The sequence below is a fragment of the Streptomyces sp. Je 1-369 genome (assembly GCF_026810505.1).
In the GTDB taxonomy this organism is placed as follows: domain Bacteria; phylum Actinomycetota; class Actinomycetes; order Streptomycetales; family Streptomycetaceae; genus Streptomyces.
Map to the genome: position 1 here is coordinate 1 of NZ_CP101750.1, position 25,949 is coordinate 25,949.

23 protein-coding genes are annotated in these 25,949 nt (G+C 70.5%); 12 read left to right on the top strand and 11 right to left on the bottom strand.

Translation table 11 applies throughout. From position 1 onward, the window contains the following. Positions 1-273 precede the first annotated feature (273 nt). Positions 274-843, bottom strand: coding sequence for a helix-turn-helix domain-containing protein (locus NOO62_RS00005; protein WP_268768793.1), 570 nt, complete (start codon positions 841-843; stop codon positions 274-276). 270 nt (positions 844-1,113) lie between these two features. Next, complete coding sequence (locus tag NOO62_RS00010) at positions 1,114-1,659, bottom strand: flavoprotein (protein WP_268768794.1); 546 nt, start codon at positions 1,657-1,659, stop codon at positions 1,114-1,116. A 132-nt stretch (positions 1,660-1,791) separates the two neighbouring features. Here NOO62_RS00010 and NOO62_RS00015 point away from each other — a divergent pair, with 132 nt between their 5' ends. After that, a complete protein-coding gene (locus NOO62_RS00015; RefSeq protein ID WP_268768795.1) occupies positions 1,792-2,970 on the top strand; it encodes a helix-turn-helix domain-containing protein in 1,179 nt (392 codons plus the stop codon). A gap of 92 nt (positions 2,971-3,062) precedes the next feature. Beyond that, positions 3,063-3,545 (top strand): hypothetical protein, encoded by a 483-nt coding sequence (locus NOO62_RS00020; protein WP_268768796.1) that lies wholly within the window; start codon positions 3,063-3,065, stop codon positions 3,543-3,545. Between the two features lie 443 nt (positions 3,546-3,988). On the opposite strand, the gene NOO62_RS00025 is transcribed toward NOO62_RS00020, so the two are convergent. Next, complete coding sequence (locus NOO62_RS00025) at positions 3,989-4,330, bottom strand: hypothetical protein (RefSeq protein WP_268768797.1); 342 nt, start codon at positions 4,328-4,330, stop codon at positions 3,989-3,991. Between the two features lie 409 nt (positions 4,331-4,739). Beyond that, on the bottom strand, positions 4,740-5,972 hold the full coding sequence (locus tag NOO62_RS00030; protein WP_268768798.1) for an FAD-dependent monooxygenase: 1,233 nt from the start codon (positions 5,970-5,972) through the stop codon (positions 4,740-4,742). Positions 5,973-6,116: 144 nt separating this feature from the next. Here NOO62_RS00030 and NOO62_RS00035 point away from each other — a divergent pair, with 144 nt between their 5' ends. Beyond that, the gene (locus NOO62_RS00035) at positions 6,117-6,698 is read left to right on the top strand and encodes a TetR/AcrR family transcriptional regulator (protein ID WP_268768799.1); all 582 of its coding nucleotides are present in this window, start codon (positions 6,117-6,119) and stop codon (positions 6,696-6,698) included. A gap of 203 nt (positions 6,699-6,901) precedes the next feature. Here the strand turns inward: NOO62_RS00035 and NOO62_RS00040 are convergent, their stop codons facing one another. Next, entirely contained in the window at positions 6,902-7,240 is a 339-nt protein-coding gene (locus tag NOO62_RS00040) for a MerR family transcriptional regulator (protein WP_268768800.1), read from the bottom strand. Positions 7,241-8,086: 846 nt separating this feature from the next. On the opposite strand from NOO62_RS00040, the gene NOO62_RS00045 reads away from it, so the two are divergent. Further along, positions 8,087-9,718 (top strand): hypothetical protein, encoded by a 1,632-nt coding sequence (locus NOO62_RS00045; protein ID WP_268768801.1) that lies wholly within the window; start codon positions 8,087-8,089, stop codon positions 9,716-9,718. 64 nt (positions 9,719-9,782) lie between these two features. Here NOO62_RS00045 and NOO62_RS00050 read toward each other — a convergent pair whose 3' ends face one another. Then, on the bottom strand, positions 9,783-10,793 hold the full coding sequence (locus tag NOO62_RS00050; protein WP_268768802.1) for a HEAT repeat domain-containing protein: 1,011 nt from the start codon (positions 10,791-10,793) through the stop codon (positions 9,783-9,785). Further along, positions 10,780-11,559, bottom strand: coding sequence for a HEAT repeat domain-containing protein (locus tag NOO62_RS00055; RefSeq protein ID WP_268768803.1), 780 nt, complete (start codon positions 11,557-11,559; stop codon positions 10,780-10,782). The genes NOO62_RS00050 and NOO62_RS00055 overlap by 14 nt, the downstream gene beginning before the upstream one ends. 215 nt (positions 11,560-11,774) lie before the next feature. Between NOO62_RS00055 and NOO62_RS00060 the strand changes: the two genes are divergently transcribed. Both NOO62_RS00060 and NOO62_RS00065 read left to right on the top strand, forming a co-directional pair. After that, positions 11,775-12,011, top strand: coding sequence for a hypothetical protein (locus NOO62_RS00060; protein ID WP_268768804.1), 237 nt, complete (start codon positions 11,775-11,777; stop codon positions 12,009-12,011). A 305-nt stretch (positions 12,012-12,316) separates the two neighbouring features. Beyond that, positions 12,317-12,532, top strand: coding sequence for a hypothetical protein (locus NOO62_RS00065; RefSeq protein WP_268768805.1), 216 nt, complete (start codon positions 12,317-12,319; stop codon positions 12,530-12,532). Between the two features lie 67 nt (positions 12,533-12,599). On the opposite strand, the gene NOO62_RS00070 is transcribed toward NOO62_RS00065, so the two are convergent. Beyond that, on the bottom strand, positions 12,600-13,001 hold the full coding sequence (locus NOO62_RS00070; protein ID WP_268768806.1) for a RidA family protein: 402 nt from the start codon (positions 12,999-13,001) through the stop codon (positions 12,600-12,602). A gap of 104 nt (positions 13,002-13,105) precedes the next feature. On the opposite strand from NOO62_RS00070, the gene NOO62_RS00075 reads away from it, so the two are divergent. The 3 genes from NOO62_RS00075 to NOO62_RS00085 all read left to right on the top strand — a co-directional run bounded on the left by NOO62_RS00075 (position 13,106) and on the right by NOO62_RS00085 (position 16,135). Further along, the gene (locus tag NOO62_RS00075; RefSeq protein ID WP_268768807.1) at positions 13,106-13,489 is read left to right on the top strand and encodes a winged helix-turn-helix transcriptional regulator; all 384 of its coding nucleotides are present in this window, start codon (positions 13,106-13,108) and stop codon (positions 13,487-13,489) included. Between the two features lie 237 nt (positions 13,490-13,726). Further along, positions 13,727-14,737: a winged helix-turn-helix domain-containing protein gene (locus NOO62_RS00080; protein WP_268768808.1), complete on the top strand. Its 1,011-nt coding sequence runs from the start codon at positions 13,727-13,729 to the stop codon at positions 14,735-14,737. A 384-nt stretch (positions 14,738-15,121) separates the two neighbouring features. After that, entirely contained in the window at positions 15,122-16,135 is a 1,014-nt protein-coding gene (locus NOO62_RS00085) for a ParB/RepB/Spo0J family partition protein (protein ID WP_268775406.1), read from the top strand. 376 nt (positions 16,136-16,511) lie between these two features. On the opposite strand, the gene NOO62_RS00090 is transcribed toward NOO62_RS00085, so the two are convergent. Next, the gene (locus NOO62_RS00090; protein WP_268768809.1) at positions 16,512-17,333 is read right to left on the bottom strand and encodes an AfsR/SARP family transcriptional regulator; all 822 of its coding nucleotides are present in this window, start codon (positions 17,331-17,333) and stop codon (positions 16,512-16,514) included. Positions 17,334-18,058: 725 nt separating this feature from the next. Between NOO62_RS00090 and NOO62_RS00095 the strand changes: the two genes are divergently transcribed. The 3 genes from NOO62_RS00095 to NOO62_RS00105 all read left to right on the top strand — a co-directional run bounded on the left by NOO62_RS00095 (position 18,059) and on the right by NOO62_RS00105 (position 22,662). After that, positions 18,059-20,074, top strand: a complete 2,016-nt coding sequence (locus NOO62_RS00095) for an FAD/NAD(P)-binding protein (protein WP_268768810.1) — start codon at positions 18,059-18,061, stop codon at positions 20,072-20,074. Then, positions 20,053-21,510: a lyase family protein gene (locus NOO62_RS00100; RefSeq protein ID WP_268768811.1), complete on the top strand. Its 1,458-nt coding sequence runs from the start codon at positions 20,053-20,055 to the stop codon at positions 21,508-21,510. The genes NOO62_RS00095 and NOO62_RS00100 overlap by 22 nt, the downstream gene beginning before the upstream one ends. Before the next feature lie 66 nt (positions 21,511-21,576). Next, positions 21,577-22,662, top strand: a complete 1,086-nt coding sequence (locus NOO62_RS00105; RefSeq protein WP_268768812.1) for a methyltransferase — start codon at positions 21,577-21,579, stop codon at positions 22,660-22,662. 90 nt (positions 22,663-22,752) lie between these two features. Here NOO62_RS00105 and NOO62_RS00110 read toward each other — a convergent pair whose 3' ends face one another. Together NOO62_RS00110 and NOO62_RS00115 are read right to left on the bottom strand one after the other, a co-directional pair. Then, a complete protein-coding gene (locus tag NOO62_RS00110) occupies positions 22,753-24,285 on the bottom strand; it encodes an MDR family MFS transporter (protein WP_268768813.1) in 1,533 nt (510 codons plus the stop codon). Positions 24,286-24,311: 26 nt separating this feature from the next. Next, the gene (locus NOO62_RS00115; RefSeq protein WP_268768814.1) at positions 24,312-25,769 is read right to left on the bottom strand and encodes a multicopper oxidase family protein; all 1,458 of its coding nucleotides are present in this window, start codon (positions 25,767-25,769) and stop codon (positions 24,312-24,314) included. Between the last annotated feature and the right edge of the window lie 180 nt (positions 25,770-25,949).

Sequence of the window (25,949 nt, forward strand, 5' to 3'; positions counted from 1 at the left end):
GCGCGCGGTCTGCTCCGCAGACACGACGCGCCGCCGCTACGCGGCGGGAAGCCGCGCTCCGCGCGGCAGCCGGCGACTCCGTCACCGGCGCGGACAACTCCGTTGTCCGCGGCTCGAATCGCTCCGCGATTCGGCCTACCGGAATTCGCTCCGCGATTTCCGGGTGAAATCCGCTCCGCGGCTTTCACTAAAAGCGGCAGCAAAGGCCAGGCCTCGTACGCATGGTGACGCTCCGTCAGTTGACCGTACGTCACCACCTGATATGACGTCAGTTCACGCCGCAAACCCCACCGCCGAAACATATTCGTACTGCCCCCATTGCGACCCCAGATCCACAATCGCGTCCACCCACGCATCGTCCTGGGCCGTCGCATCTCCAGCCGCCCATGACCGGATAATGGCGTCCCACTGACGGATGTTGAGACTGCGGTACTCCAGCACTCTCTGGAACCGTCGGTCGACCTGGGACTGGTTGAACGGGTGGATCTCCACTCGGGTCCCTCCCCCGTTGTTCAGTCGGCGCAGCAGGTAGCGGGCCACGTTCTGGCGGCGTACCGCACGGTAAGCAGCCTCGATCTTCGCCAGGTTGGCCTTAGAGGGGCGACGTTTACCTGTCAGCCAGGCGTTGAGAGTGCGGTCGGTGACCGTCAGGCCGGCATCACGTGCAGCCTGGCGAGCGTGGCCTGTGCGAGTCAGGTATTTCAAACGGGCCATCAGGCCGCGTTGTTGTGTGATCGGGGTGGCGATGAATTCGGTGAGTTTGTCGAGTTGGCGGGCGACGGCTTCACTGCCCTTGATTCCTCGGGCCCCGTAATGCCCGAAATCATGTGTCCTTTCCGGCATGAGGGTCCCTTTCTGTGAGGATCTGTGGTTTACACAATACCTTAACTACGGCTAATTTTCCGGCATTTGGGCGAATAGTGTTCGTTGAATTCTCGCATCTCGCTCCAGCCGCCGTACGAGGTCCGGATGCCCTGATCTTCCTCGGTGACGGGGCACCTCAGCCCGAGCCTGAAGCGGTCCCGAGTCGGCCACGCTCGTTCCCGCCCGCCGCCAGTACCCACGACAGACAGAGCTGCCCCCTCTCGCCTTCGAGTGGAAGGGGGCCTTTCGTCATGCTCGGCCGACCAGCTCCCTTGCATAGGCGACCGCAGCGCCCCACGGGTATGCCTGCGGCGTCCCGGTCCCCGGCGCGTTAGGCATGAACCCGCCCTCGCCGTACAGGACCGTGATGCCCTGCTCGCGCAGCTCCGCGATGCTGCGGTCGAATTGCCGGTGTGTGGCGTACGCGGCGTTCACGCACGGCATGGTCACCGTGGGGATGCCCTTGCCGATGCCCTCGGCGACGACGCCGACCACGAATGACGATGTCATGCCGAGCGCCCAGGAGTTGATGCTGTTGAACGTCGCCGGAGCGAAGAGGATCACGTCGGCCTCGGGCCACACATCCGGCTCGCCGGGTGCCTTGTACTCACTGCGTACCGGGTGTCCGGTGAGATCGGCCAGGTCGTCGAGGGTCTCGTGCAGCCAGCGTGCTGCAGAAGGCGTGAGTCCGAGACAAACGTCCCACTCATCGGCCTGCGCCATGCTGATCACCTTCGCCACGTCGAAGACGGGCGGTGCTGCAGAGCCGAACAAGTAGAGCGTCCGCGTAGTCATGGGCCCTATCCCACCGGCCGTGCCGTTCGCACGCAACTGCTCCTGGTCCTGGTGGGCCGAGGGCATAAGCCGGGCCGGTGGTATCGAGCGCGGGTACCGTTCCAAGTGGTGAGCCAGGAACGGAGTTCCCGTATGCCTAGAGACGACCACCCCGGTACCAGGATCGCGAAGTACAGGAAGCTGGCCGGATACACGCAGAGTGGTCTAGCCCTCAAGATCGGCTACTCGTACAGCCTCCTGCACCAGGTAGAGAGCGGCCATAAGGCAGCAAGTACGGCCTTCATGGCTGCCTGCGCTCGGGCGCTGCACATCGGCGTCGCGAGCCTGACAGGACAGCCGTACATGACCGAGCTCCAACAAGATCGCCTCGCCGGGCTCATCCGCCCCATCCGTGAGTCCCTCGATCTGTACGACCTGGGAGCCGACCCCGACGTCGCCACGCGTGAGACGCCCCAGCTGACAGCCGCAGCAGACCTCTTGTGTCAGCAGGTCCGAGCTACGCATCTCAACAAGGCAGCGCAGACGCTGCCGCGGCTCATCGCCGAGCTGACGACCGCGGCGTACCGCGCTCCCTCCAGAGAGCTGTGGGCTGCTCTCGGGTCTGCGTATCGCACCGCCCATGACGTCACGATCAAGCTTGGCTTCTACGACCTCTCCACCATCGCTCTCGATCGCATGGAGTGGGCGGCTCAACGAGCCTCGGACCCGGTCCTCGCCGCTGTCCGCCAGTACATGCGAGGCCTCGTCTATCACCGTGAGGGTGAACTCGCCATCGGACGACGTCTGGTGCAGGCCGGTCACCTCCTACTTGAACAGACCGGCGAGACCTCGGAGGTGTTGGCCGTATCCGGGCAACTGCATCTTGGCGCCACTGTCATGGCCGCGCGTGCCCGCGACGAGGACGCCTTGAAGAGCCATCTGCGGGAGGCCAAGGAGATTGCCAAGCGAGCCGGGGACGTCGAGCATGTGCACTGGCTCTCCTTCGGGCCGACGAACTGGGCCGCGCATGAGCTGTCGGCGCTCACGGAGATCGGCCAGTTCGGCAAGGCCGTCGAGAAGGCGAAGAAGCTGCGCATTCCGGACTCTTGGCCGACGTCGCGCCGTGCCCACGTGTGGATTGACCGCGGGCGCTCGGAGATGGAGACGGGGCGCAGCGGGGCGGCGCTCACCTCGATCGCGAAGGCCCGCGAGCTGGCTCCGCAGCAGACGCGATACCACCCGGGGGCTCGCGCGACGATTGAAGGGCTGGTGCGCCAGCGGCGTAGAACGCCGGACGCCCTGGGCTACATGTCAGCGTGGCTCGGTCTGTGACACCCACTGTCACCGAAGAGTGACAGTTATCGCCGTTGCAGGTCACCACCCTTGTCTCACAGCTGATCAGTGACGGCGGCAGGGGTTGGACAGTGGACACGCAGCAGACATACAACGTGGTCTTCGACTGGCTGGCGCGTGCGCAGGCGGCGCCGCAACAGGCGCGACGGGAGTGGACGGAGCGGGGCTTCGCCCTGCTCCCGCTCGGCAGGCGGTTCAACTCGGTCTACCTGCCCGGTCCGCTCGTACATGTCGCGGCCGGAACCAGTGACCTGGAGATCGTGACCCGTATGCTCGCCGAGCTGCTTGATGGCCCGGTCATCCACAATCGCCCGCAGAACCAGTACTACGCGCTCGTCGAGCGCACGCCCGTGCCGCCGTGGACGGCAAAGTATCCTGAGGCCCCGATGCTGGGGAGCGGCCAGTACCTGTCCGTCCCTGCCTCTGACCTCACCGGCCCGACTGGCCTGCACTGGGCGGTGCGCCCTCGCATCGCGGGTGACTTGTGCGCTGTTCCGTCTGTCGCCGCTCTCATCTGTATGGCTCGCGATCCGCGATGGTCGGGCGCACGATGAGTGCCGCCGGCGGACTGGTGTTCTCGATGTTGAGCCCGGAGGCCGCCGCACGTGTGCTGGACAGTCGGCTTCGTGGGCACACGCCGGGCTGCCCCGGCTGTCGCACGGAGGAATGTGAGGAGGGCGTGCGCATGCGCCGGGCGCTCCGGGCTGTGCAATCCGTACTGAAGGGGCCTGAGCCTCCCGCCCCGCCGCTGCCTGCCTGCGGGGAGGCGCGATGCTGATCGATGGCGGACAGAGGCTGGTTCTCACATAACTCAGGGCGGTCACGGGGCAGGTTGGTGCCTCGGCAGCTGGAGCAGGTTGTGCTGGGGCAAGGCCATCGCGCGCTTCTCGTCCTTGCGGGAGAGTGGCGCGATGGCCCAGTGGACAGGTCTTGGCTCAAGGCCTGTGGTGTGTCCCCGGGGCGGGTGGCAGCGTGCCCGGGGGTTGTGCGGGGTCTGTCACCACCAGGCGCCGCACCTGCCGGCGCGGCTGTCGCAGACTCGGAAGTACACCTTGTCGCGGTCGTTGTAGCTGCCTGAGTACGAGGACCTGTAGACGGTGCCGTCTTCGTACCGTTCCAGGTAGCTGTACGACGGCAGTGTGGAGGGGCCGTTCGTCCTCCATTTGCCGTCGTAGTCGTTGCCGTCCCAGACCCAGGTCTTGCACAACGGCAGCTTGCCGCCGGCCGGTCCGGGCAGGTTGGTGCACGCCTGCGCTGCCGATGCCGAGGAGGCGAGCCCGACTGATGTTGCTGCAACGACAGTGGCCGTGAGACCGATTTGCGCGATGATTCGCTTCACGTGCCATCCCCCTTGTTCTTCTTGCCGTCAGGGCTCCGAAGGCCCTGATCGAATGCACCGACCGGAAGCGTCTTCGGCGGTTCGCGCCAGTGCTGTCATCGGCGGGTCCGTTCAGCGCGGTGGTAGCGATGGAACGTACGCGCGTCGGTTTCCCCGCGGTGGTCGGTTGCGTTGTGACTCACAGGCTATGGAGTGCGGGGCCTTGGGCGCGTCCTGCGGTGGGTTGAGCCGGGAGTACTGCGCTGGTTTGTTCGCTCGGTGAGTGCAACCAGTGCGGTACTGCTGAGTCGGGTTGGCGTCTGGTGCCGTCGGGGAGTGGTTGATTCCAGCAGTGCTCGGCCGGAGGCGCTCAGGCTGTGCCGGGGTTTTTTGCCGTCGTGGATCGGGGTGGTCAGCGGTGAGTCGCCGGTCAGGTGGCCGGGCTCGTTCGGGGTTCGGCCGTGGGGGTGGTGGTGCGGCCGTGCTCGGAGTCGGCGAGGGCCTTGCGGATGAGTGGGCGGGCGGCCTTTGACTGGAGTGCGCGCATGGCCAGTGCGTTGATCCGGATTCCCAGTGCGGACTTGGGTGCCATGGAGGCGACCCGGCCGGGCAGGAGTTGCTGTGCCGAGGTGGTTCTGGGTCGCATGGTCTGCTCGAAGGCGGTCAGCGCGGCGGGTGTCCGCGAGGTGTCGTCGGGTGCGCCTGCGGCGTGCAGTGCGGCTGCCAATTCGGCGGCGCCGCGCAGGGCGAGGGCGGTGCCGAGGCCGCTGAGTGGGCTGGCGCACCAGGCGCTGTCGCCGAGCAGGACGATTCTGCCGGTGCTCCACCGCGGTGTGTGTATCTGGTCGAAGGTGTCCAGGGCGAAGTCGTCGGCGTGTCGGGCCGCGGCCAGGAATTCGGCGGTGCGCCAGCCGACGTCGGCGAATGTCCGTTCCAGCAGGGCGTGTTGGGCTTGGCGGTCGTGTCGTGGGGGCAGTGTGTCGGTGGCGAAGGTCAGGCCCACCTCCTGGTGTCCGGGGTGGCCGGGGCGGGCCTCGACGGCGCGGCGGCCGGGTGCGTTGTGGGTGAGGAACCAGCCGTCGAGGGGCGGCGTTTCGGGTCGTTCGGTGAGGGTGAACCAGGCGTGGGCCAGGCCGAGGGGCTTGCGGTAGGTCTCCTCCGGTCCGAAGCGCAGTGTGCGGACCGTTGAGTGTGCGCCGTCGGCGCCTACCACGAGGTCGAATTTTTTCTGGGTGCCGCTGCGGAAGTGGGCGAGGACTCCTGTCTCGGTGTCCTGCAGTGCCTTGACGGTTTCGCCGAACCGGTGGGTCACGCCCGGGCCGGTTGCCTCGTGGATGATCCGGGCGAGGTCTGTGCGCAGCAACTCCTCGCGGGAGACGTAGCCGCGGCCGTCGAATGCCTCTACCGGCATCTCGGCGAGGCGTCGTTCGTGTGCGTCGATCCAGGCTGCGCCGCGCTGCGGGACCAGGCGGTTGAGTGCCTGCTGGAGCAGTCCGGCGCGCTGGAGGACCTCTCGGCTGTCGCCGCGCAGGTCGACGGTCTGGCCGCCGGTGCGCAGGGTGGGTGCGATCTCCGCGACGGTGACCGTCCAGCCGTCCCTTTCCATGAGTAGCGCGAGGGTGTCCCCCGCGATTCCAGCGCCGACGACGAGTGCGTGGGCCACGGCATCCTCCGGTTCCGCTTGTGCTTTGGCTTCTGATTTGGCTTCGGGTGCTGGGGTGGCCCAGCAACCCTCATGCGAATGTTTCGCATTTACCGTAGGCCTCTCGGACGCACTAATGCAAGAGTTTCGCGATAGAGTGGAGCGGTGACGCAAGCATCAGGGACTGCCCGCCCCGGCGGCCGTACCGCCCGCACCCGTGAGGCCGTGCGCGCGGCCACCCGCGAGCTGCTGGCCGAATCGGCCGACGGCACCGTCGACATCGCGGAGGTGTCGGCCCGCTCGGGCGTCCATCCCGCCACCGTCTACCGCCGCTGGCGCAGCGCCGACGGCCTGATCATCGACGCGGTGGTGGACGAGCTGGACAGCCGTTCGCCGTTGCCCGCCACCGGCGATCTGCGGGCCGATCTGCACGCCTGGATCACCGGCCTGCTCAGCGATCTGACCAGCCCCGGCCACCTGGCCTTCTTCCGGGCCCTGCTCCGGGCCGGCGGCGAGGGGCAGGACACGCGGAGCTTCGCCGAGCCCCGTATCCAGCAGATCCAGGCCACCCTGGACGCCGCCGGTGCCACCGTGCTGACCTGGATGGACATCTTCGAACTGGTGCTGGCACCGGCCTATGTGCGGGCGCTGCTGACCCTGCCGATGGATCCGGCGACCGAGGCCGTGCGGCTGGTCGACAACGTGCTGGCGGTCCGGGCGGCGCGCGAGCGTGCAGCGGTGGAGTGAGCACGCAGCGGTGAAGTGAGCGTGCGGGCGCCCCTGCGCGCCGCTCACGGGCCGTCGGTACGCGGCCGCTTTCGCCTTGGACGGTCACGGTCCGGCTGCGCCCGGTGCGGCCGCCACCGCGCGGGCCCAGCTCCGCCGTCAGCGCGACCGGCACCGCCTGCATACCGTCAGGTCGTCACGTCGCGCGATGCTGTACGGGCCGCTCAGGGTGTGGCGGGCGGGTGCGGTGCGGCGGCGGTGCGGCGGTGTTCGGCGTTGATCCGCTGGGCTTCTTCCAACTGGTCTTCGAGGATGACGATGCGGCAGGCGGCTTCTATAGGGGTGCCCTGGTCGACGAGCTCGCGAGCGCGGGCTGCGACGCGCAACTGGTAGCGGGAGTAGCGGCGGTGTCCGCCCTCCGAGCGCAGCGGGGTGATCAGGCGGGCCTCTCCGATGGCGCGCAGGAAGCCCTGGGAAGTGCCGAGCATGTCGGCGGCCCGGCCCATGGTGTAGGCGGGGTAGTCGTCGTCATCGAGCCGGTTGAACGAGTCGTCTGCTGTCATTGCACCTCTCTGTGGAACGCGCTTGAGGGGCCCGGGTGCTCTACGGCACCCGGGCCCCGAAGGAACTGCTACACCATCTGCCGGCCCTGGTACTGCGCCGGCCCTCTGTTTCCGCCGACCCGGCCTGGGAGCTGCCGGGGTTGCGGGGATCGCGGTTGCTTGACCGGAGACCACCTCACTATCGATGTCCTGCGGTACCCGGGCTCAAGGCTTACGCCCGGGCGATCCTGATGGCGCCTGGCTCCTCCGTTTCCCTCGGTGATCAACTGCGTACTGCTGAACTGCACTTACGGGTACTGCGGTACTGCTCATGGCGGCCCCTGATCACTGCGGGCCACCCGGTCCGGTCGCCAGCCCCATCGCCGTCACGCAACAACCCTGGCTTCGAGACTCCGCCACCGCACCGTCCTGCCTACTGCAACTGCGGGTACTGCGGTACTGCTGATACTGCGGGTACTGCTGCCTGGCAGTTCGTCTCTGCCCGGCCCTGTTAACTCCCTGGGTTACGAGAGAAACCATAACCAGAGCACCGCCCAATGTCTACTCCAGCCAGCATAGATTTTCGCGTGTTCGGCGGCGAGGTAATCGGCCTCGAGTGGTGGGGGCGGGTGGTGCCGGATGCGGTGCTTCCGGGGGGCCGTGGGGATGATGTGGCCCGTGACCGATACCTCCCGTCGTAGTCTCCTCGGCGCCCTTGGGGCGCTCACCGTTTCAGCCGCGGTTCCATCGGCTGCTGCTACTGCCGCCGCCGCGGCTCCGGGGCGCGGTGCTCCCCTCGCGTCCGCCGCGCCGCTCGCGTCAGCGTCCGGCCCAGGGGCTGCTTCCACGAGCGGGCCGCGCTCGGCGATGACCTTCACGGGGACGCCGTACGACACGGCCGCCTTCGCCCCTTCCTTTCTCGGCGAGCTGAGTGCGACGGTGCTGCCGGGTACGCCCGTGCGTACGGAGGTCCGGCACGGGCAGCAGCGGGTCGCCGTACTGACCAAGGGGGCCCGTACCGTCCTGATGTCCGGGCCCGAGCGGACGTTCACGGAGAACAAGCAGTCCTTCACCGACGTGTTCCACCGGCTGGTCCCCGACCCGGCGCTCCCGCCCGCCAAGCAGCTGAAGCCCGGCTGGGGCACCTCGCCCGCCGGCGGTACCTGGAGCGTGTACGGGGGAACACCCGGCGACGCCGACTTCGGTGTCCACACCAGGGGCGCGGCGACGATGCTCCTCAAGGACACGGAGGAGGGCCGCTACGCCACGTTGACCGACGACCAGATATCCGACGTCGACGTCACCTGTGAGGCCTCCTTCGACAAGGTGCCTGCGGGCAACGCCTGCTCCTTCGCCCTGCTCTTCGGGTACCGGGGCGGGAGCGCGCACTACCGGGCCCGGCTCTCCTTCACCACGAAGGGGGAAGTCGACCTGCGCGTCGAGAAGGTCGCGGACGGCAGGACGGTGGTGCTGGCCGAGGCGGGGCCGCTGGCCACGGATGTGCGGGCCGGTGCTGTGTGGCAGGTCCGGGTGCGCCGTACGGGGGCGAAGGCGCAGGTCACGGCGTGGCCCGCGGCCGGTGGGGAACCGCAGGCGCCCACCGCGGAGGTCGAGGTCGCCGAGGCGGGGCTTCGTAGCGGGCGGGTGGGGGTGCGCGGGTTCGCCTCTCCCGGCTGTACGAACCTGCCCGTCACCTTGACCGTGCGTCGTTTCGAGGTGGCCGAAGCCACCTGGGCGTCGCCGCCCTCGGTCACCCATCGCGACTGGGTGCGGCTCCTGGATGCGCCGTTCGACGGTGAGTGGACGCCGGGCCTCGAGGCCGTGGTGCGCGGCTGGGCCGGTTCGATGGCGCCGGATGTTTTCTCGTACGCGATGATGTTCCTGCCCGGCGCCCCGCATGTTCAGGGTGCGGATCCGCGGGTGGCGGGCGCTGACGTGCTGGGCGAGGCGGGGTACGGAGCGCCCGACAGTCAGGGGCTGCTGCCCGTCGGCGCGGACTTCCACGACTACATGCAGCGGCCGTGGACCTTCCCCGACGAGACCCGCAGGCCCGAGGACGGTCAGCTCGGCAACCTGGACTGCTCGGGGTATGTGCGGATGGTCTACGGCTTTCACATGGGCGTGGACATGGTGGCGGTGAAGGACCCGGCGAAGAAGGCGCTGCCGCGTAAGTCCGGTGCGATGGTGGACTTCGCGCCCGGTGTCCGCGTCGCCCAGCGGGCGGGTGGTGGCGGTTCCGCGGTGGATCTGGGGCAGTTGCAGCCGGGTGACCTGGTCCTGTTCGACGTCCATGACGTGGCGGGAGACCCCGAGGATCCGGAGGCGTACGACGTCGATCATGTGGGCGTTCACCTCGGCCTCGACCGGGCGGGCAGACGGCGTTTCCTCTCCAGCCGCAAGAGCGCCGACGGGCCGACCATGGCCGATGTCTCGGGTGCGTCGATTCTGGACGGGCCGGGGATTTACGCGGACTCCCTGCATACCGTCCACCGCCTCTGAGGCGGCTCTTCGCCGGGAGTGGGCGGCGGGCGTGTCCGTCGGTGCGGCGTCGTCGCTGTGCGGGTCAGCGGCGGGCCCGGCGGGCTTGGAGGAGGTACGTGGCGGTCAGTGAGACTGCCTGGTCCTCGTCGTGCGACAGCTGTAGGAGGGCTTGTGCGGCTGTCGTTCCCGGGATGTCGGCGAGTGCCTGGGTCAGGCGGCCGCGTGCGGGTGGTTCGGTGGCGGGGTGGGCGAGGTGGTCGACGAGGCGGGTGGTGATCCGGTCGGCTGTGGTGTCGTCGCTGCTCGCCAGTCGGCTCAGTGCGTCGGCCGCGTCGGTGTCGTTTCTTCCCGCGACGATCATGTCGATGAGCGTCGCGATCACTGTGCTCTCCCCGCGTGTTCCGAGCGCCAGGGCCGCTTGCGCGCGGACCTGCGGGTCCGGGTCGGTGACGGCGTCGCGCAGGTGTGTGGTGGTCTCGTCCCCGGGCATTTCGGCGAGGGCCTGGACGGCACGCTTGCGTACCGCGGGCAGGGGCGAGTCAAGGCCTTTGGCCAGGAGTGCCGGGGCGTCGGCGGGTGCTTGCGCCAGTGCCCATCGCAGGGCGCCTGCGACGTTCGGCTGCGTTTCGCTCAGTGCCGCTTCGACCAGGGCCTCCACCGGCACGGGAGTTCCGTGGGCGGTGGAGAGGGCGGCGCGCTGGCGGGTTCCGGGGTGGTGCGATCCCAGCGCCTGGAGGAGCGCGACGACCTTCAGGACGTCCTGCCAGTCGGTGGGGCCCGCGGCGTCGATGCGGCGCAGGCGGGTGAGCAGTTCGGTCTCGGTGGCGATGCGGTCGTGTGTCTGACGGATGAGGTCGCCGACGAGTGCCGCGGGGGTGAAGTCCGGGTCGCCGAGGGCGCGCCCGATGTCGCGCAGGGACAGGCCCAGGGAGCGCAGGCTTTCGATGTGGAAGATCCGCTGGATGTCTTTCGCGGAGTACTCGCGGTAGCCGGAGTCGGTTCGCTGTGCTGGTTGGACCAGGCCGAGGGATTCGTAGTGCCTGAGCATGCGGGCGCTTACTCCGGACTGTTTTGCCACCTCACCGATCAGCACGGGGCCTATTGTCCGTCCTGTGGGGCGCGCCCTGGCCGTCCCGTGGGTCGTCCCGTCCGTTCTGTGGGGCGCCGGTGAGGGCCATGGTGCGTTTGGCTTCCTCGATCGCCAGGGTGAATCCGGCGTCCGGGTCGCGCAGCAGTCGCCGGGTGGCGAGGGCGTGGGCTCGTATGTCGGGATCCTGGGCTGTGGCCGCCTCGTGGAGGGCCGGTTCGATGACTGTGCCGAGCGCGACCAGTGCCTGGCTGAGGCTCAGCTGCGTCTCCCGCTCACCGCGTCCGAGCTGGGTCGCCAGAGTCGCGGCCAGGGCGGCTTCGTCGCCTTCCGGTACGAGGACGACCGCGGCGCGCCAGGCGCTGCGCGCGACGTCGTCGTCGGTGTCGGTCAGCAGGTCCGGTGTGATGGCCGGCCAGGACCGCGGGTCTGCGATCTTGGACAGGGTGTGCAGGGCCTGGCTGCGTGCCTGGGCGCGCTCCGAGCGGACTTCCCGGAGCAGTTCGGGCAGTGTCAGGGCCACGGGGTGGCGGGTGAGTGCCCAGGTCAGCATGTCGCGGACGAAGAACTCGGGCTCGGTTGCGCTTCGTTGGATGAGTTGGCCGACGTAGCGCGGGTTGGGGGTGGTACCGGTTGCCAGGGCGGCTCGTAGGCGTACGGAGGAGTTGTTGTCCTGCAGTGCCTGGAGTGTCTGCTGGGTCAGGGGGGTCTGAGGGGTCTGCTGGGTGTGGGGGGCTCGTGCCGGGTCTGGGGGCTGGGGTGTCGTGGTCATCGGTCCGCCTCTCTCTGGGAGGCAGTGGACACCTTGTCACCGTGACAAGGTCAAGCGGAGGCGGCTGCCTGGCCGGCTGCCGGGGGCGCGTGGGCCATGCGGTAGCACTCCGGGGACCGTTCGGGTGGAGAGGGGGGGCTGGACCGTTACCCGGGGCTGCCGCCGCGGCAAGTGACATGGCGACAGCACCTGCATATTCCAGGAGGAATATCCTCATGCGCGTTCGCTCGACCATCCTCGCCGCCGCCCTCACCGTGTCCGTTCTGGCCATCGGGGCGGGTTCGGCCGTCGCCGACGACGACCACGACGCCCCGCACCACGGGGTGGGCTACAACCACAAGGGGTTCGCCGGTACGTACGACAGCGTCGGCGGCCCGCTCGGCATCGTCTGGGCCCAGGCGGCGGGCTACGGCCACGAGGGCATGGGGCACGAGCCCGGCGCCCAGCGCTGACGTAGGCACTCGGGATCCGCAGAGGCGCGGTGGTGAGGCGGGGCTCAGCCCTCCTCACCACCGCGTTCTGTCATGGGCGGCCGCGGGTGTTTCTTTCGCACGGGCGTTCTCGCGCCGGGGAGTTCTTGGGGGCGGGCGGGCTCAGTCATGGCCGGGGAATCACACGGATGAGCGATGTCCTGCCGATGACCTCGCTCGTTGAGTGATCGCTGATCTTGTGCGGCGGTTGGGCCGCGGCAAGACGGCGTGGATCTGCCGGAGCGTTCCCCGCTTCGGCGCGAGAAGAGGAGAACTTTGTGCGTCGGATGAGTATGGCCCTGGCCCTGGCTGTGGCCGCTGCCGGGCTCGGTGCGTCGGCAGCGACCGCCCAGGCATCGTCTTCAGCTCACAAGCAGGGCCCGCCGTTCCCCTACCAGGACTGCCTCAAGGCGACCAAGAACAAGGGCGAGAGCCCTTCTCAAGGCCGTTGGCACTGTGACCAGCTGGTCAAGAAGGGATGGGTCCTGCCGCCGAACCGGTGACCTGTCCTTCTCCGGGGGGCGCCTTCGTTGGCGCCCCCCCGGGAGCCCGCATGAGGCCCGCGAAGCCTCAGGCGGGCAGTTTCGTGTCGATGACGAAGCTGATCTCGATGAGCTGGCCGGGGAAGGTCAGCTCGGTGACGCCCAGGGCCGTGGCGGCCGGGCGGTGGTCGCCGAAGTACGCCAGGTTGCCCTTCATCGTCGCCGCGCTGTGCCGGTGCAGGTTCACCAGGTACAGGGTCTGCGCGATGACCTGGTTGCGGGTGGCGCCGTAGTGGGCCAGGACCTTGTCCATGTTGGCGTGGGTCTGCTTCAGCTGGGCGGTGAAGTCGCCGGCGTGGAGGAGCTCGCCCGCCTCACCGAACGCGAGCTGTCCGGAGACGTGGACGAGATCGCCGGACTTGATCGCCTGCACGTAGCCGAAGTCGTCCTCGGCGGGCACGTCGAGGTGGAAGGTGCTGGGGGTGGTCATGGTGGTGGCCGTCCTTCCGGGACGCTCTCTTGTGGTTACTCGGTAACTGTAGGAGAGTGATGGCTGACCTGGAAGAACGCACTTTTTAGTGACTGGGGAACCTGATGGTGACCAAGCAGCTCCTCAAGGGCCTGCCCGAGGACGCCGACCTGCGGCGCGCGGACTCCCTGGCGCGGGAGATCTTCTCCGACGTCGCCAACAAGTGGGCGCTCCTGATCATCGAGGCGCTCGGCGAACGCACCCTGCGCTTCGGTGAGTTGCGCGACGAGGTCGAGGGCGTCAGCCACAAGATGCTCACCCAGAACCTGCGCATGCTGGAGCGCAACGGCCTGGTCGAGCGGAAGGTGCATCCCACCGTGCCGCCGCGGGTCGAGTACACCCTCACCGGGCCGGGCCGGGGACTGCTCGCCGCGGTCGACGCCATCTGTGGCTGGACCCACCGGCACCTTGCCCATATCGAGGGTGCGCGCGGCCGGTTCGACGCCTGAGACCCCAGGCGCCCAGGGCGGCGGCGGTGGTGGCGGGTTTGGTGGGACGGCCGCGTTCCCCCGTGGCGCGGCCGTCCCACCGGTATCGGGCCGGCCGCTGCGGGAGGGCCCAGGAAGGGCCGGTCGCCGAAGGGCCGGGGCGGGGGCTGTTCGTGCTCCAGGGTGGCGCAGGCGGGTGATCGAGGTCGACGTGTTTTGGGCTAGCCCGAATAACGACATCTTGATCAGGCTCTGCGCATGCCGCTGCGTATCCACTTCACCGCCGCCGACCTGGCCCGTACCCGGCTGGCCGAGGCGCCCCGTCCGATGCTGGAGCTGGACATCGCGGTGCGGCTGCTGCAGGACGGCGCGCATGCGGCGCGGTTCGGGGCGTGGCGGCGGCAGTCGTTGCGGCGGCTGGCGCCCGGGGTGCGGCGGCTGTTCGATCTGATTCCGCCGACCGGCTGGAGCGTCGACTTCCTGGACCATGCGGGGGCCGGCAGCATCGAGGAGGCGGTGGAGCGGGTGCGGGCCACGCCGGCCGCCCGGGTCCGCTCGGACATGGAGACCTGGGCGGGGCGCAGGCCCGGGCAGGGCCTGCCGGGGTGGACGCGGGCGCTGGGGGGTGACGGGCGGCTGCTCGGGGAGCTCGCCGATGCCGTGGCGCATGCGCACCGGGAGGTCGTCGCGCCGTATCAGGAGCACATGGACGCGCTCTGCCGTGCCGATCGGGTGCTGCGTGCCCGTCAGGTGGCCCACGGCGGGTGGGACATGCTGCTGTCGGGGCTCAACCCGCGCTGTATCCGGTGGGATTCGCCGGTGCTGGAGCTGACGACGGCTTCCGGGTTCACCGGGGACATTCATCTCGCGGGCCGCGGGCTGCTGTTGATTCCGTCGGTGTTCGGTGCGGTGTTTCCGGCCTTCGATGAAACGGCTGAGGCTCAGCCGTGGCTGACCTATCCCGTCGGTGTACGTGACACGGATCTATTTCTGGCGCCCGTGGAGACCGCCCGGGTACTCAGTACGGTCCCTGATTCCCTGACGGCACTGCTGGGGCATACGCGTGCCGTGGTGCTGTGGACCATTGCCGAGCATCCGGGCTGTACGACCGGTGAGCTCGCCCGTCGTGCGGGGATCTCCCCGGCGAGCGCGAGTCAGCATGCGACGGTGCTTCGTACCGCAGGCCTCTCGTGCACCGTGCGGCACCGCAATACCGCTTTGCACACCGCTACTTACGCAGGGACCCATTTGCTCAGTACCGCGGGGTGAGGGTGTTGCGTGGCTGAATGTGGAGGCAGCCAGGCGGGAGTGAGCCGGAGGGGGCCGGCGGGGGCGGTGTGGGGGGTCGCGCGGCGCGCGGGTGGCCGGGGTGCGCCCGTGGGGGCGGGGGTGGTCCGGGGGGTGTCGGGCCTGGTCTCGGGCGGCTTGGGGGGTGGTGGGGGCGGGGGTGGGGGGTGTGGGCGGGGTGGCTTGTGTCGTTGCGGTCCGGTGATCGCTGGTGGATTCTGCAGGCGGGGGCCTTCTCCGGAAAAAACGGGCATAACGCAATTGCATGAAATCCCGGAGAGTTCTCTGTTCGTGGCGGAATCTCATGATACTCTCGCCGCGTTATGCGCTTCGGTCCGGGGGAGGAGAAGCAGCGTGATGATCGGAATGCCAGGGGAGGCCGCCCCTGGGGGGGAACTTCCTAAAGATCAGTTCTGTCGGCCCGTCGGGCCCGACCACTCGACCGAAGTTTCTGCTTCAATCATCAGGATTCCCATCACCTTGCTCCGTGATGCGGATTCTCCTCGTCTGGCCGGTGTCGACCAGGATCATGTACGTACTCTGGCGGCCTGCACCGATAAACTTCCGCCGATCATCGTGCACCGCTCGACGATGAAGGTCATCGACGGAATGCACCGGCTGCACGTGGCGCGGCTGAACGGCGAGGAAACCATTGAGGTCCGCTACTTCGAGGGATCGAACAGGGAAGCGTTCCTCTTAGCCGTCGAGCTGAACCTGAAGCACGGCCTGGCGCTGGCTCTCTCCGACCGCAAGAAGTCGGCGATGAAGATCCTGGAGAGTTTCCCCGAGTGGTCCGACCGGGCGGTGGCCATGAAGACCGGCCTTTCCGGCAAGACCGTCGGGGTACTGCGCCGTAAATTCGCGGGACAGATCGCCCAGGCCCCGCTGAGAGTCGGACGCGACGGCCGCGTACGGCCGCTGAATTCCCACAAGGACCGCCGCCAGACCGCCCACATTCTGCCCGCGGAGCCGGACACCGTCCCGCGCGAGAGCGCCGGGAGCGGCGGGGTGCCCGGGCCGGCGGCCCAGGAGGCGCAGAAACGGTTGCGCAGCGCCGCGGAGGGGCCCACCGCCGGCGCGGAGGCCAGGAGCCGGGCGCCGCACGGCCCCGAGGCGGCCCCGCCCCTCGTGGACCCCCTGGCCCAGCTCGAGTCGCTGAGGCGGGACCCCGCCCTGAAGTACAGCAACGACGGCCGGGAGATGATCCGCTGGCTCGAGGCCCGCATCATCCGCAAGAGCGACCCCGGTCTGGTGCTGCAGGCCCCCGCCCACCAGGCGAGGAAGATCGCCGCCCTGGCCCGGGCGTGCGCGGCGCAGTGGAACTGGATCGCCATGCGCATGGAGCTCCAGTGCGACGAATGCTCCAAGGCCTCCAACTGAGGTTGCCGGCCGGGGGCTTCAGCCGAGTTTTCTGCCGGGTATCCAGCCGAGTTTTCTGCCGGGGCTCCGGGCGGGTCTTCAGCCGGGGCTTCCGGCGGGTCTCCGGTCAGGGCTCCGGGCGGGGCTCCCAGCGGGGCTCCGGGCAGGGCTCCCAGCGGGGCTTCAGCCGGGGCTCCGGGCGGGGCTCCGGGCGGGGCTCCGGGCGGGGCTCCGGGCGGGGCTCCGGGCGGGTTCAACTGAGGAAATTCCGCAGTCGGGCCCCGCAGGGACCCGGGGGGCCGGGCGAGGTGGGCGTGTGGGCGGCATCCCTCCGCGGAGTGCGTGTGCTCCGCGGAGTGGTGCGGATGCCGCCGACGGCACCGCGTGTGCGCCCCGCTCAGCTCGCGTAGCGGTCGAACGTGGAGGAGGGCCGGGGGCCTGCGATCACGTCCAGGCGCGGGTCGACCGCGAGGATCGCCTGATGAAGCCGCTGCAACTGCGGCGACGGCTCCACCCCCAGGTCCTCGATCAGCCGGGCCCGCAGCCGCTGGTAGACGTCCAGGGCCGAGGCCTGACGGCCCGAGCGGTACAGCGCCACCATCGCCTGCGAGTGCAGGCCCTCGTGCCGCGGGTGCCGGGCGGTCAGGTCGCTCAGCTCGGCGATGAACTCGCAGTGCCGGCCCAGGCGCAGCTCGGCGTCGATGCGCCGCTCCAGGGTGACCAGGCGGCTCTCCTCCAGGCGGGTGGCCTCGATCTCCAGCACGCAGCCCATCCGCACGTCGACCAGTGCGGCCCCGTCCCACAGGTCCAGGGCCCGCCCGAAGAGGGTGGCCGCCGCCCGGTCGTCGCCGCTGTCGAAGGCGCGCTGGCCGCCGGCCACCAGGCGTTCGTACTCGTGGACGTCGACCTGTTCGGGCGGGATCTGCAGGAGATAGCCTCCGTAGCGGGTCACCAGGACGTCCTTGGCGCTGCCCGCGGCGTCCGGCCCCATGGCCGTGCCCAGGCGCCGGCGCAGCTGGAGGATGTAGGTCTGCAGGGTCGTCATGGCGCTGGCGGGCAGGTCGACTCCCCAGATCTCCTCCATGAGCGTCGAGATCGGCACGACCCTTCTGGGGTAGAGAGCCAAAAGCGCCAGGATCTGCCGTGGCTTGCTTGCTGTTGGCACAACATTCACACCGTTAACATCGGCACCAAGCGGGCCGAGGACCTTTACCCTCACAGATTCCTCCTAGAATCCGGCGGCTTCGCGTTTGCGAGCCGGCACCGAATCTGATCTGCAGCGCATGTCGCATGGCAGACTTCACAGCCTCTCTCTGCTCACCGATCCGTCGGGTACGCCGGCCGCGTGGGGGCGGCCCCGGATCTGCAGATACTCCACCGCTTTTCAGGTATCTCTCTGATGTCACATTCGCCGTTGTCCACCGATAACTCATGGGCCAGCGGAATTGTGTCGACTGGTTGGCGGGTGCGGCAAGTGCTTCCCTCGGCGGCCGGATCGGCCCGTGCGGGATGAAGCGGAGGTAATACCTCCGCCGCTCTTCCGTACATGAGGTCTCCCCTGCCGCGCGCACTTGTAATAAGGTCTGCGGGATTGTGATCTGTCACGCTGCGCCGGACGGGCCGATGTCCGACACGGCGCCATGCCCTCATTCACGCATTCCTCCGACCGTGGACCTGCCGGCGGAGTTCTGATAAACGCGCGAGAGCGGTGAGAGCGGGCCGGGCCGCGCAATGCGGGCCCCTCCCCCATTTCCCGGGTGATCCTCCTGGGTGATCCATCCGGTGATCCGGAAGGGGGAGAGCTGCGGGTGGCGCCGGACTCCGCCGGGACGCGAGTCCTGGTTGAGCCCGCCTCCTGACCCCGTGGCCAGTGTGGGTGCGCACCGCCCGGCGGCGGTTGCCCTCTCCAGGCCGGTATGCCTCCGCGACAAGGAGCACGCGACCATGCCCACAGGACCCCTGGCTCAGCACACCGCGGTGTGCCTGGTCGGCGCCGGCCCGCGCGGGTTCTCCGTGCTCGAGCGGATCTGCGCGCAGGAACGCAAGTCCCCGCTGTGGGAGCGGGTGAGCGTGCACGTCGTGGATCCCGCACCGCCCGGCGCGGGCCGGGTGTGGCGGCCCGCGCAGTCGCCGCACCTGCTGATGAACACCGTCGCCTCGCAGGTCACCGTCTACACCGACGACAGCGTCAGCATCCGCGGCCCGCTGGAGGAGGGGCCCAGCCTCTACGAGTGGGCCCGGGCGCTGGGCCGGGGCGCGCTGGCGCCCGGCCCCGCCACCCCGTGCGACGCCGATGTGCTGGGCGAGGCGCGGGCGCTGGGACCGGACAGCTATCCCACGCGCGCCCTGTACGGGCGGTATCTGGGCTGGGCGTTCGCGCAGGTCGTGGCGGACGCGCCGGCGCATGTGGTGATCCGTGTGCACCGGGTGCGGGCGGTGGCCCTCACGGACGAGGCCGAGGGCGGCGTCGAGGGCGCGGGCGAGGGGGCGGGGGCGGTGCGCGGGGCGGGTGCGCAGACGGTGGTGCTGGAGGACGGCACGCGGCTTGCGGGGCTGTCCGCGGTGGTGCTCGCGCAGGGGCACCTGCCCGTGCGGCCTGGTGAGCAGGAGGGGCGGCTGGCCCGGTTCGCCGCCCGGCACGGGCTGCTCTACGTCGCGCCGGCCAACCCCGCCGACGTGGACCTCTCCCCCATCGCGCCGGGCCAGGACGTGCTGCTGCGCGGTCTCGGCCTGAACTTCTTCGACTACATGTCGCTGCTCACCCAGGGCAGGGGCGGCCGCTTCGAGCGGGCCGGCAGGCGCCTGGTCTACCGGGCCTCGGGGCGCGAGCCGCGGCTGCACGCCGGGTCGCGGCGCGGTATCCCGTACCACTCCCGCGGTGACAACGAGAAAGGCGCGTACGGCCGTTACCGGCCGCGGCTGCTGACCGCCGGGCACGTCGCGGCGCTGCGCGCGCCGGGCCGGGGCCCGCTGGGCTTTCGCAGCGACCTGTGGCCGCTGATCTCCAAAGAGGTGCGGTGCGTGTACTACGAGGCGCTGCTGGCCGGGCGGGGCGTGGCGCCCGGGGTGGTGGCCCGGTTCGGGGCGGACTTTCTGGCCGCGGCGCCGGGGCGGGCCGAGGAGGGGGTGCTCGCGGCGGCCGGGATCGGTGCGCAGGCGCGCTTCGACTGGGAGGTGCTGGCCCGCCCGTACGGCTCGCAGGTCTTCGCCGATGCGGCGCAGTTCCGGTCCTGGCTGCGCGGCCACCTCGAGGAGGATGTGGCGCAGGCGCGGCGGGGCAATGTGCGCGGGCCGCTGAAGGCCGCTCTGGACGTGCTGCGCGACCTGCGCAACGAGATCCGGCTTGCCGTGGACCACGGCGGGCTGACGGGCGCCTCGCACCGCAGCGAGCTGGAGGGCTGGTACACGCCGCTCAACGCCTACCTGTCCATCGGGCCGCCCGCCGGGCGGGTGGAGGAGATGCTCGCGCTGATGGAGGCCGGGGTGCTCGATGTGGCTCTGCCCGGTATCCGCGTCACCGTCGCGGAGGGTTCAACCGGCGGGGAGGGGGCGGGGTTTGTGGGGTCCTCGGCGCTGGTGCCCGGCATCCGGGTGCGGGCGTCGGCGCTGATCGAGGCCCGGCTGCCCGAGATGGACCTGCGCCGTACGGACGATCCGCTGCTGCGCCGTCTCCTCGCCTCGGGGCAGTGCCGTCCCTATCGCGTCCAGGGGCACGAGACGGGCGGTCTTGCCGTGACGCGGTCCTTCCATCTGCTGGATGCCGGCGGGGTGGCCCACCGGCGGCGCTTGGCCTATGGGGTGCCCACGGAGTCGGTGCACTGGGTGACGGCCGCCGGTATCAGGCCCGGGGTCGGGTCGGTGACGCTGGAGGACTCCGATGCCATCGCGGGGGCGGTGCTGGCGCTGCCCGCCCCGCCGCGGACGGTGCCGCGGCCCGGATGCGAAGGGGTGCAGTCGTGAAGACGACGCCACGCGGCGACTCAGCGGCAGAGGATGCTTGCCCGGTGCAGCCGGATGCGGGGCTGCTCTCCCCGGTGCGGGTGGGTACGGCCGTGGAGGCCGCGGTCGGTGACGGGGCCTGGCTGCAGGCCATGCTGGACGCGGAGGCGGCCCTTGCCCGGGCGCAGGCGCGCATGGGCACGGTGCCCGCCGCGGCCGCGGAGGCGATCACCGCGGCCGCCCGGGCCGAGTACTTCGATGTGCGCGAGGTGGCGCTGGCCGCCCGGGCGACGGCCAACCCGGTGGTCGGCCTGGTGGCCGCGCTGACCGGGGTGGTCGCCCGCCGGGCGCCGGAGGCGGCCGAGTACGTGCACCGCGGCTCCACCAGCCAGGACGTCTTCGACACCGGCGCGATGCTGGTGGCCGCACGCGCCCTGCGTGTGATCGTCGCGGACCTGCGGGAGACGGCCGCGTCCCTGGCCGCGCTGGCCGGCGCCCACCGTGACACGGTGATGGCCGGGCGGACCCTGGCCCTGCACGCCGTGCCCACCACCTTCGGGCTGAAGGCGGCCGGCTGGCGCCAGCTGGTGCTGGAGGCCATCACGCGTCTGGAGCGGGTCGCCGGACAGTCGCTGGTCATCTCGCTGGGCGGGGCGGCCGGCACGCTGGCGGGCTACCTGCAGTACGCCGAGCAGGCCCCGGCAGGCTCCTTCGCGGGCCGCAGCGCCGCGCAGGTGGTGGAAGAGCTGGCCGAGGCGTTCGCCGCCGAGACCGGCCTGGCCCGGCCGGTGCTGCCCTGGCACGCCCTGCGCACGCCCGTCACCGACCTGGGGGCCGCGCTGGCGCACACCGCGGGCGCCCTGGGCAAGATGGCGGCGGACGTGCAGGTCCTGGCCCGTACCGAGATCGGCGAGGTCGCCGAGCCCGCCGCCGAGGGGCGCGGCGCGTCCTCGGCGATGCCCCACAAGCAGAACCCCGTCCTGGCCACCCTGATCCGCTCGGCCGCCGTCCAGGTGCCCGCGCTCGGCGCGGTCCTGGCGCAGTGCCTGCCCGCCGAGGACGAGCGCTCGGCGGGGCTGTGGCATGCCGAGTGGCAGCCGCTGCGCGAGTGCCTGCGCCTGACCGGGGGCGCCGCCCACGCGGCCGCCGAACTGGCCGCCGGGCTGGTGGTGCATCCCGAACGGATGCGCGCCAACCTTGATCTGACGGGCGGCCAGGTCGTCTCGGAGCGGCTGGCCGCGTATCTGGCGCCCCGGCTCGGCAGGAGCGCGGCCAGGGAGCTCCTGGCCGGCGCCTCGCGGCAGGCGCGGGACACCGGGCGGCCGCTGGGGCAGGTCCTGGCCGAACTGCCCGCCCTGGCGGGGGTGGTGAGCGGGCAGGAGCTGGCGCGGCTGCTCGATCCGCGGCACTACACGGGTGCGGCGGGGCCGCTGGTGGACCGCGCACTGCGGGGGTGAGCCCCCGCCCCCTTCTTCTTTCTCTCTGTCGTCCGTAACCGTCCAGTACTCAGCCGGAGGAATGTCATGCCGCCACTGCCGCCCGCCCGTGTCGTCCGTGCCGTCGAAAGCGTGCGCGCCGCGCTGCAGAGCCTGACGCGCAGGCTCGCGCCCCCGCCGTTCGCGCTGCTCGAACTCGTCCAGGGCGCCATGGTCAGCCAGGCGATCTACGTGGCCGCCGAACTGCGCGTCGCCGAGACCCTCCAGGACGGGCCGCTCACCCCGCAGCAGATCGCCGAGCGGGCCGGGGCGGATGCCGACGCGCTGCACCGTCTGCTGCGTCTCCTTGCGACCTACGGCATCTTCACCGAGCACAAGGACGGGCGGTTCGCGCTGACCCCGATGGCGCGGGCGCTGCTCAAGGACGCCCCGATGTCGATGTACGGGATAGCCCGGCTGATGGGCCACCCCATCCACTGGGAGGACTGGGGGCATCTCCTGGACGCGGTGCGCACCGGTGAGCCGAGCCTGCCCAAGCTGCGCGGGATGGGGGCCTTTGAGTACCTGGAGGCCAACGCCGAGTACGGGGCGGTCTTCACCGACGGGATGGGGGCGATGTCGGGCACGGAGACCGAACCGCTGCTGGCCGCCTACGACTTCGCGCGCTACGCCACGGTGGTCGACTTCTGCGGCGGCCGCGGCGATCTGCTGGCCGGGGTGCTGAAGAAGACGCCCGCCGCGCGCGGGATCCTCTCCGATCCCCGGGTGGGCACCAACGGCGCCGCGGGGTTCCTGGCCGAGCAGGGGGTGTCCGAGCGGTGCACGATCGCCGACGGCGGCCTGTTCGACGCGGTGCCGGCGGGCGGGGACGCGTACATCCTCAAGCACATCCTCCACGACTGGCCCGAGCCGCAGGCGCTGGAGATCCTGCGCAACGTCCGCAAGGCGATGAACCCCGGCGGGCGGCTCCTGGTGATGGAGATGGTCGTGCCCGACAAGGCCAACGGCCCGCACTCGGGCAAGCTGGTCGACCTGTGGCTGATGCTGCTGGTCGGCGGCAAGGAACGGACCCGCGCCCAGTACGCCGAACTCCTTGGCAGGGCCGGTTTCCAGCTGGAGCGGGTGGTGCAGACACCGGCGGCGATCTCGATCGTCGAGGCGAGCGCACACTGAACCCACCCGCCCGGTGCCCGCTCGGTCCGGCGCCGCACCCCTCCCCCGGTTGCCGGGAGGGGTGCGGCGCCGGAGTCATTTCTCAGGCTCTCAGGTGTCCTGCTTGTGCTGCTTGCGGGTGGTGCGCAGCGGCACCTCGCGGACCAGGAGCGCGGCCGCCAGGGCCAGGCCCGCGGCCAGCGACGCCAGCACGAACGCCCCCTGCACGCCCTGGGCGACGGCACTGCGGTACACGGTGCGCACGGGCGCACTGAGGCGGCTCATGCTGTCGGCGTCCAGGCGGGTGTCGTGCAGGGCGGTGGTGTGGGTGTGGCCGCTCATCACGTCGCGTACGCGGTGGTTGAACAAGGTGCCCATGACGGCGACGCCGACCGACTGGCCCAGGGTGCGGAAGAGGGTCATCGCGGCGGAGGCGACACCCACCTCGTGGGCGTCGACGCTGTTCTGGGCGACGGTCATCACGTTCTGCCCCAGAAAGCCCATGCCGGCCCCCAGCAGGGCCATGAACAGGGCGGCGGCAAGGCGTGAGGTGCCGGTGCCCAGGTGTGAGAGCAGCAGGGTGCCGGTGAGCATCGCGGCCGAGCCGGTGATCTGGAGGATCTTGTAGCGGCCGGTGCGGGCGACGGTGCGCCCCGACAGCTGGGAGGCCAGGACCAGGGCGCCGAGCATCGGCAGCAGCAGCAGGCCGGAGCCGGTGGCGGAGACGCCGTGCACGGCCTGCTGGTAGAGCGGCAGATACAGGACGGCGCCGAACATCACGAAGCCGTTGGTGAAGCTCAGGACGGCCATCAGGCAGAAGTTGCGCTCGCCGAACAGGTGCGGGGGCAGGACCGGTTCAAGCGCCCGGGACTGGGCGTGGACGAAGCCGGCCAGGGCCGCGGCGGACAGGGCGGCCAGGGTCACGATCGTGGCCGAGTTCCAGGCGTGTTCGACGCCGCCCCAGGTGACCACCAGCACGAAGGAGACGATGCACACGACCAGCAGCACCGCGCCCGCGTAGTCGATGTGGGCCTTCCTGCGCCGGCCGGTCACCCGCACCAGGCGGGTGATCAGGGCCAGGGACAGCAGGCCGACGGGCAGGTTGACCCAGAACGCCCAGCGCCAGCCGGCCCAGTCGGTGAGGGAACCGCCGACCAGGGGGCCCACGACCATGGAGAACACCATGACGCTGGTGATCATGCCCTGGTAGCGGCCGCGTTCGCGCGGCGGGATCAGCTCGCCGATGACCGCCATCACACCGACCGCGAGGCCTCCCCCGCCGAGCCCCTGCACGGTGCGCGCCGCGATCAGCTCGGCCATGTCCTGGGAGAGGCCGCACAGCAGCGACCCGGTCAGGAACACCGACATCGCAACGATCAGCCACCGCTTGCGCCCGTACATGTCGCCGAGCTTGCCCCAGACGGGAATGGCGGCCGCGGCGGCCAGCGTGTAGGAGGTCACCGCCCAGGACAGGTAGCCGGTGCCGCCCAGTTCGCCGGCGATGGTCGGCATCGACGTCGCCACGATGGTGGAGCCCAGCGAGGAGGGCAGCATCGCGAGGAGCAGGGGTATCAGCGCGAGGCGTACGCTGCGCGGCCCGGGGTCGCGCCGTGTCCCCTCGGCCTCGCCCGTCGGCGCGTTCACGGGCTCCTCCTTCTGACGGGTGCGCCTCATCTGATGTGCATCGTGGCCATCATGCCCCGCACACCGTGCTCGAACATGTGGCAGTGGTAGAGGTATCGGCCGCGGTAGCTGTCGAAGACGGCCTGGAGGCGGACGGTTTCGCCGGGGGCGAGGTGGATGGTGTCCTTCAGGCCGCTCTCGCCCGGCCCGGGGGGCCGGCCGGCGCGTTCCAGGACGCGGAACTGCACCAGGTGCAGGTGGAAGTTGTGCTCGGCGCGGGCGTTGGCGTTGGTGACCGTCCAGATCTCGCTGGTGTTGAACTTGATCTGTGCGTCGACGCGTTGGGGGTCGTACTCCTTCTCGTCGATGTAGGCGCCGGGGTGTTCGCCGCCCTCGTCCATGCGCAGCACCACCGTCCGCTCGGTGGCGGGGCGGGGCAGCGGCGGCAGGGTGCGCAGCCGGGCGGGTATGCGGCTGGGGTCGTGGGCGGTGCGCACCACGTCGAAGCGGAGTATCTCGCCGGTCTCCTCGGCGGGTCCGGTGCCGGTGGTGTTCTTCAGTACGACGCTGGTGCCCACCGGGTAGCGGGAGAAGTCGACGACGATGTCGGCGCGTTCGCCCGCGGACATCGCGATGTGGTCGGTGGTGTGGGGGGCGGTGAGCAGGCCGCCGTCGGAGCCGATCTGGGTGAGGGGGCTGTTGTCGGCCAGGCGCAGGTCGAAGCGGCGCTGGTTGGAGGCGTTGAGCAGGCGCAGCCGGTACTTGCGGGCGGCGACCTGGAAGTAGGGGTAGGGCACGCCGTTGGCCAGGAGGGTGTTGCGGGCGCGGTCGCCCATGGCGTAGGCGAGTTGGTTGCCGTCGTCGAAGCGGGCGTCGCGCAGGGCGATGACGACTTCGTAGCGGCCCCGGGGCAGGGGCAGGGCGCGTTCGGTGGCGTCGGTGAGCAGGTAGGAGCCGGACAGGCCGCGGTAGACGTTCTCCGCTTCGAGGTGGTGGGCGTGGTCGTGGAACCACAGCGGGGCGTGCGGCTGGCGGTTGGGGTAGTGGTAGACGCGGTCCGTGCCGGGTTCGATGACGTCCATGGGGTCGCCGTCGCTGTCGGGGCGTACCGCGGCGCCGTGCAGGTGGACGGCGGTGGGGACGGTGAGGCGGTTGCGCTGGCGGATGACGACGGGGTGGTGGGCGCGGGCTCTGATGACGGGGCCGGGGAAGTGGCCGTCGTAGGTGAGGACGTCGGTGGGCGGGCCGGGCAGGATCTGGGCGCGGGCGGGCTTCATGGTCATCACGTACACGTCGGATGTTCCGGTGCGGCCCGCGGGTTTCTTCTCGGGGAGCAGGGGCATGGGGCGCTGGAACTTGGCCACGGTCCCCGGTGGCGCGGGGGCGTTGGCGGTGGTGGGCTGGGCGCGGACGTGGGCGGCGAGCAGCGGGGTGAGGCCGGCGCCGGTGAGCGCCGCTCCGCCGGTGGCGAGCGTGACGCTCAGGGCACTGCGTCGGGTGATCATGGGTGCTCCAGGGCTGTTCGGCGCCGCTGCCGGCGGGGTGGGAGGGCTTGTGCGGGGCGGGGCGGTGCAGGTTCGGGTTCGGGCGCGGTGCGGGTTCGGGCGTGGGTTCGGCGTACTCGCGGGGTGTGGGTGGCGTGCTCGTGGGCGGCGTAGTCGCGGGGTGCGGGCCGCGTGCTCGCA

Excerpts from the sequence above, each read along its gene's own strand:
- NOO62_RS00005 (WP_268768793.1), bottom strand. The coding sequence starts at position 843 with ATGCCGGAAAGGACACATGATTTCGGGCATTACGGGGCCCGAGGAATC.
- NOO62_RS00010 (WP_268768794.1), bottom strand. The coding sequence starts at position 1,659 with ATGACTACGCGGACGCTCTACTTGTTCGGCTCTGCAGCACCGCCCGTC.
- NOO62_RS00015 (WP_268768795.1), top strand. The coding sequence starts at position 1,792 with ATGCCTAGAGACGACCACCCCGGTACCAGGATCGCGAAGTACAGGAAG.
- NOO62_RS00040 (WP_268768800.1), bottom strand. The coding sequence starts at position 7,240 with ATGACAGCAGACGACTCGTTCAACCGGCTCGATGACGACGACTACCCC.
- NOO62_RS00045 (WP_268768801.1), top strand. The coding sequence starts at position 8,087 with ATGACCTTCACGGGGACGCCGTACGACACGGCCGCCTTCGCCCCTTCC.
- NOO62_RS00055 (WP_268768803.1), bottom strand. The coding sequence starts at position 11,559 with ATGACCACGACACCCCAGCCCCCAGACCCGGCACGAGCCCCCCACACC.
- NOO62_RS00060 (WP_268768804.1), top strand. The coding sequence starts at position 11,775 with ATGCGCGTTCGCTCGACCATCCTCGCCGCCGCCCTCACCGTGTCCGTT.
- NOO62_RS00065 (WP_268768805.1), top strand. The coding sequence starts at position 12,317 with ATGAGTATGGCCCTGGCCCTGGCTGTGGCCGCTGCCGGGCTCGGTGCG.
- NOO62_RS00070 (WP_268768806.1), bottom strand. The coding sequence starts at position 13,001 with ATGACCACCCCCAGCACCTTCCACCTCGACGTGCCCGCCGAGGACGAC.
- NOO62_RS00075 (WP_268768807.1), top strand. The coding sequence starts at position 13,106 with ATGGTGACCAAGCAGCTCCTCAAGGGCCTGCCCGAGGACGCCGACCTG.
- NOO62_RS00080 (WP_268768808.1), top strand. The coding sequence starts at position 13,727 with ATGCCGCTGCGTATCCACTTCACCGCCGCCGACCTGGCCCGTACCCGG.
- NOO62_RS00085 (WP_268775406.1), top strand. The coding sequence starts at position 15,122 with ATGCCAGGGGAGGCCGCCCCTGGGGGGGAACTTCCTAAAGATCAGTTC.
- NOO62_RS00095 (WP_268768810.1), top strand. The coding sequence starts at position 18,059 with ATGCCCACAGGACCCCTGGCTCAGCACACCGCGGTGTGCCTGGTCGGC.
- NOO62_RS00100 (WP_268768811.1), top strand. The coding sequence starts at position 20,053 with ATGCGAAGGGGTGCAGTCGTGAAGACGACGCCACGCGGCGACTCAGCG.
- NOO62_RS00105 (WP_268768812.1), top strand. The coding sequence starts at position 21,577 with ATGCCGCCACTGCCGCCCGCCCGTGTCGTCCGTGCCGTCGAAAGCGTG.
- NOO62_RS00115 (WP_268768814.1), bottom strand. The coding sequence starts at position 25,769 with ATGATCACCCGACGCAGTGCCCTGAGCGTCACGCTCGCCACCGGCGGA.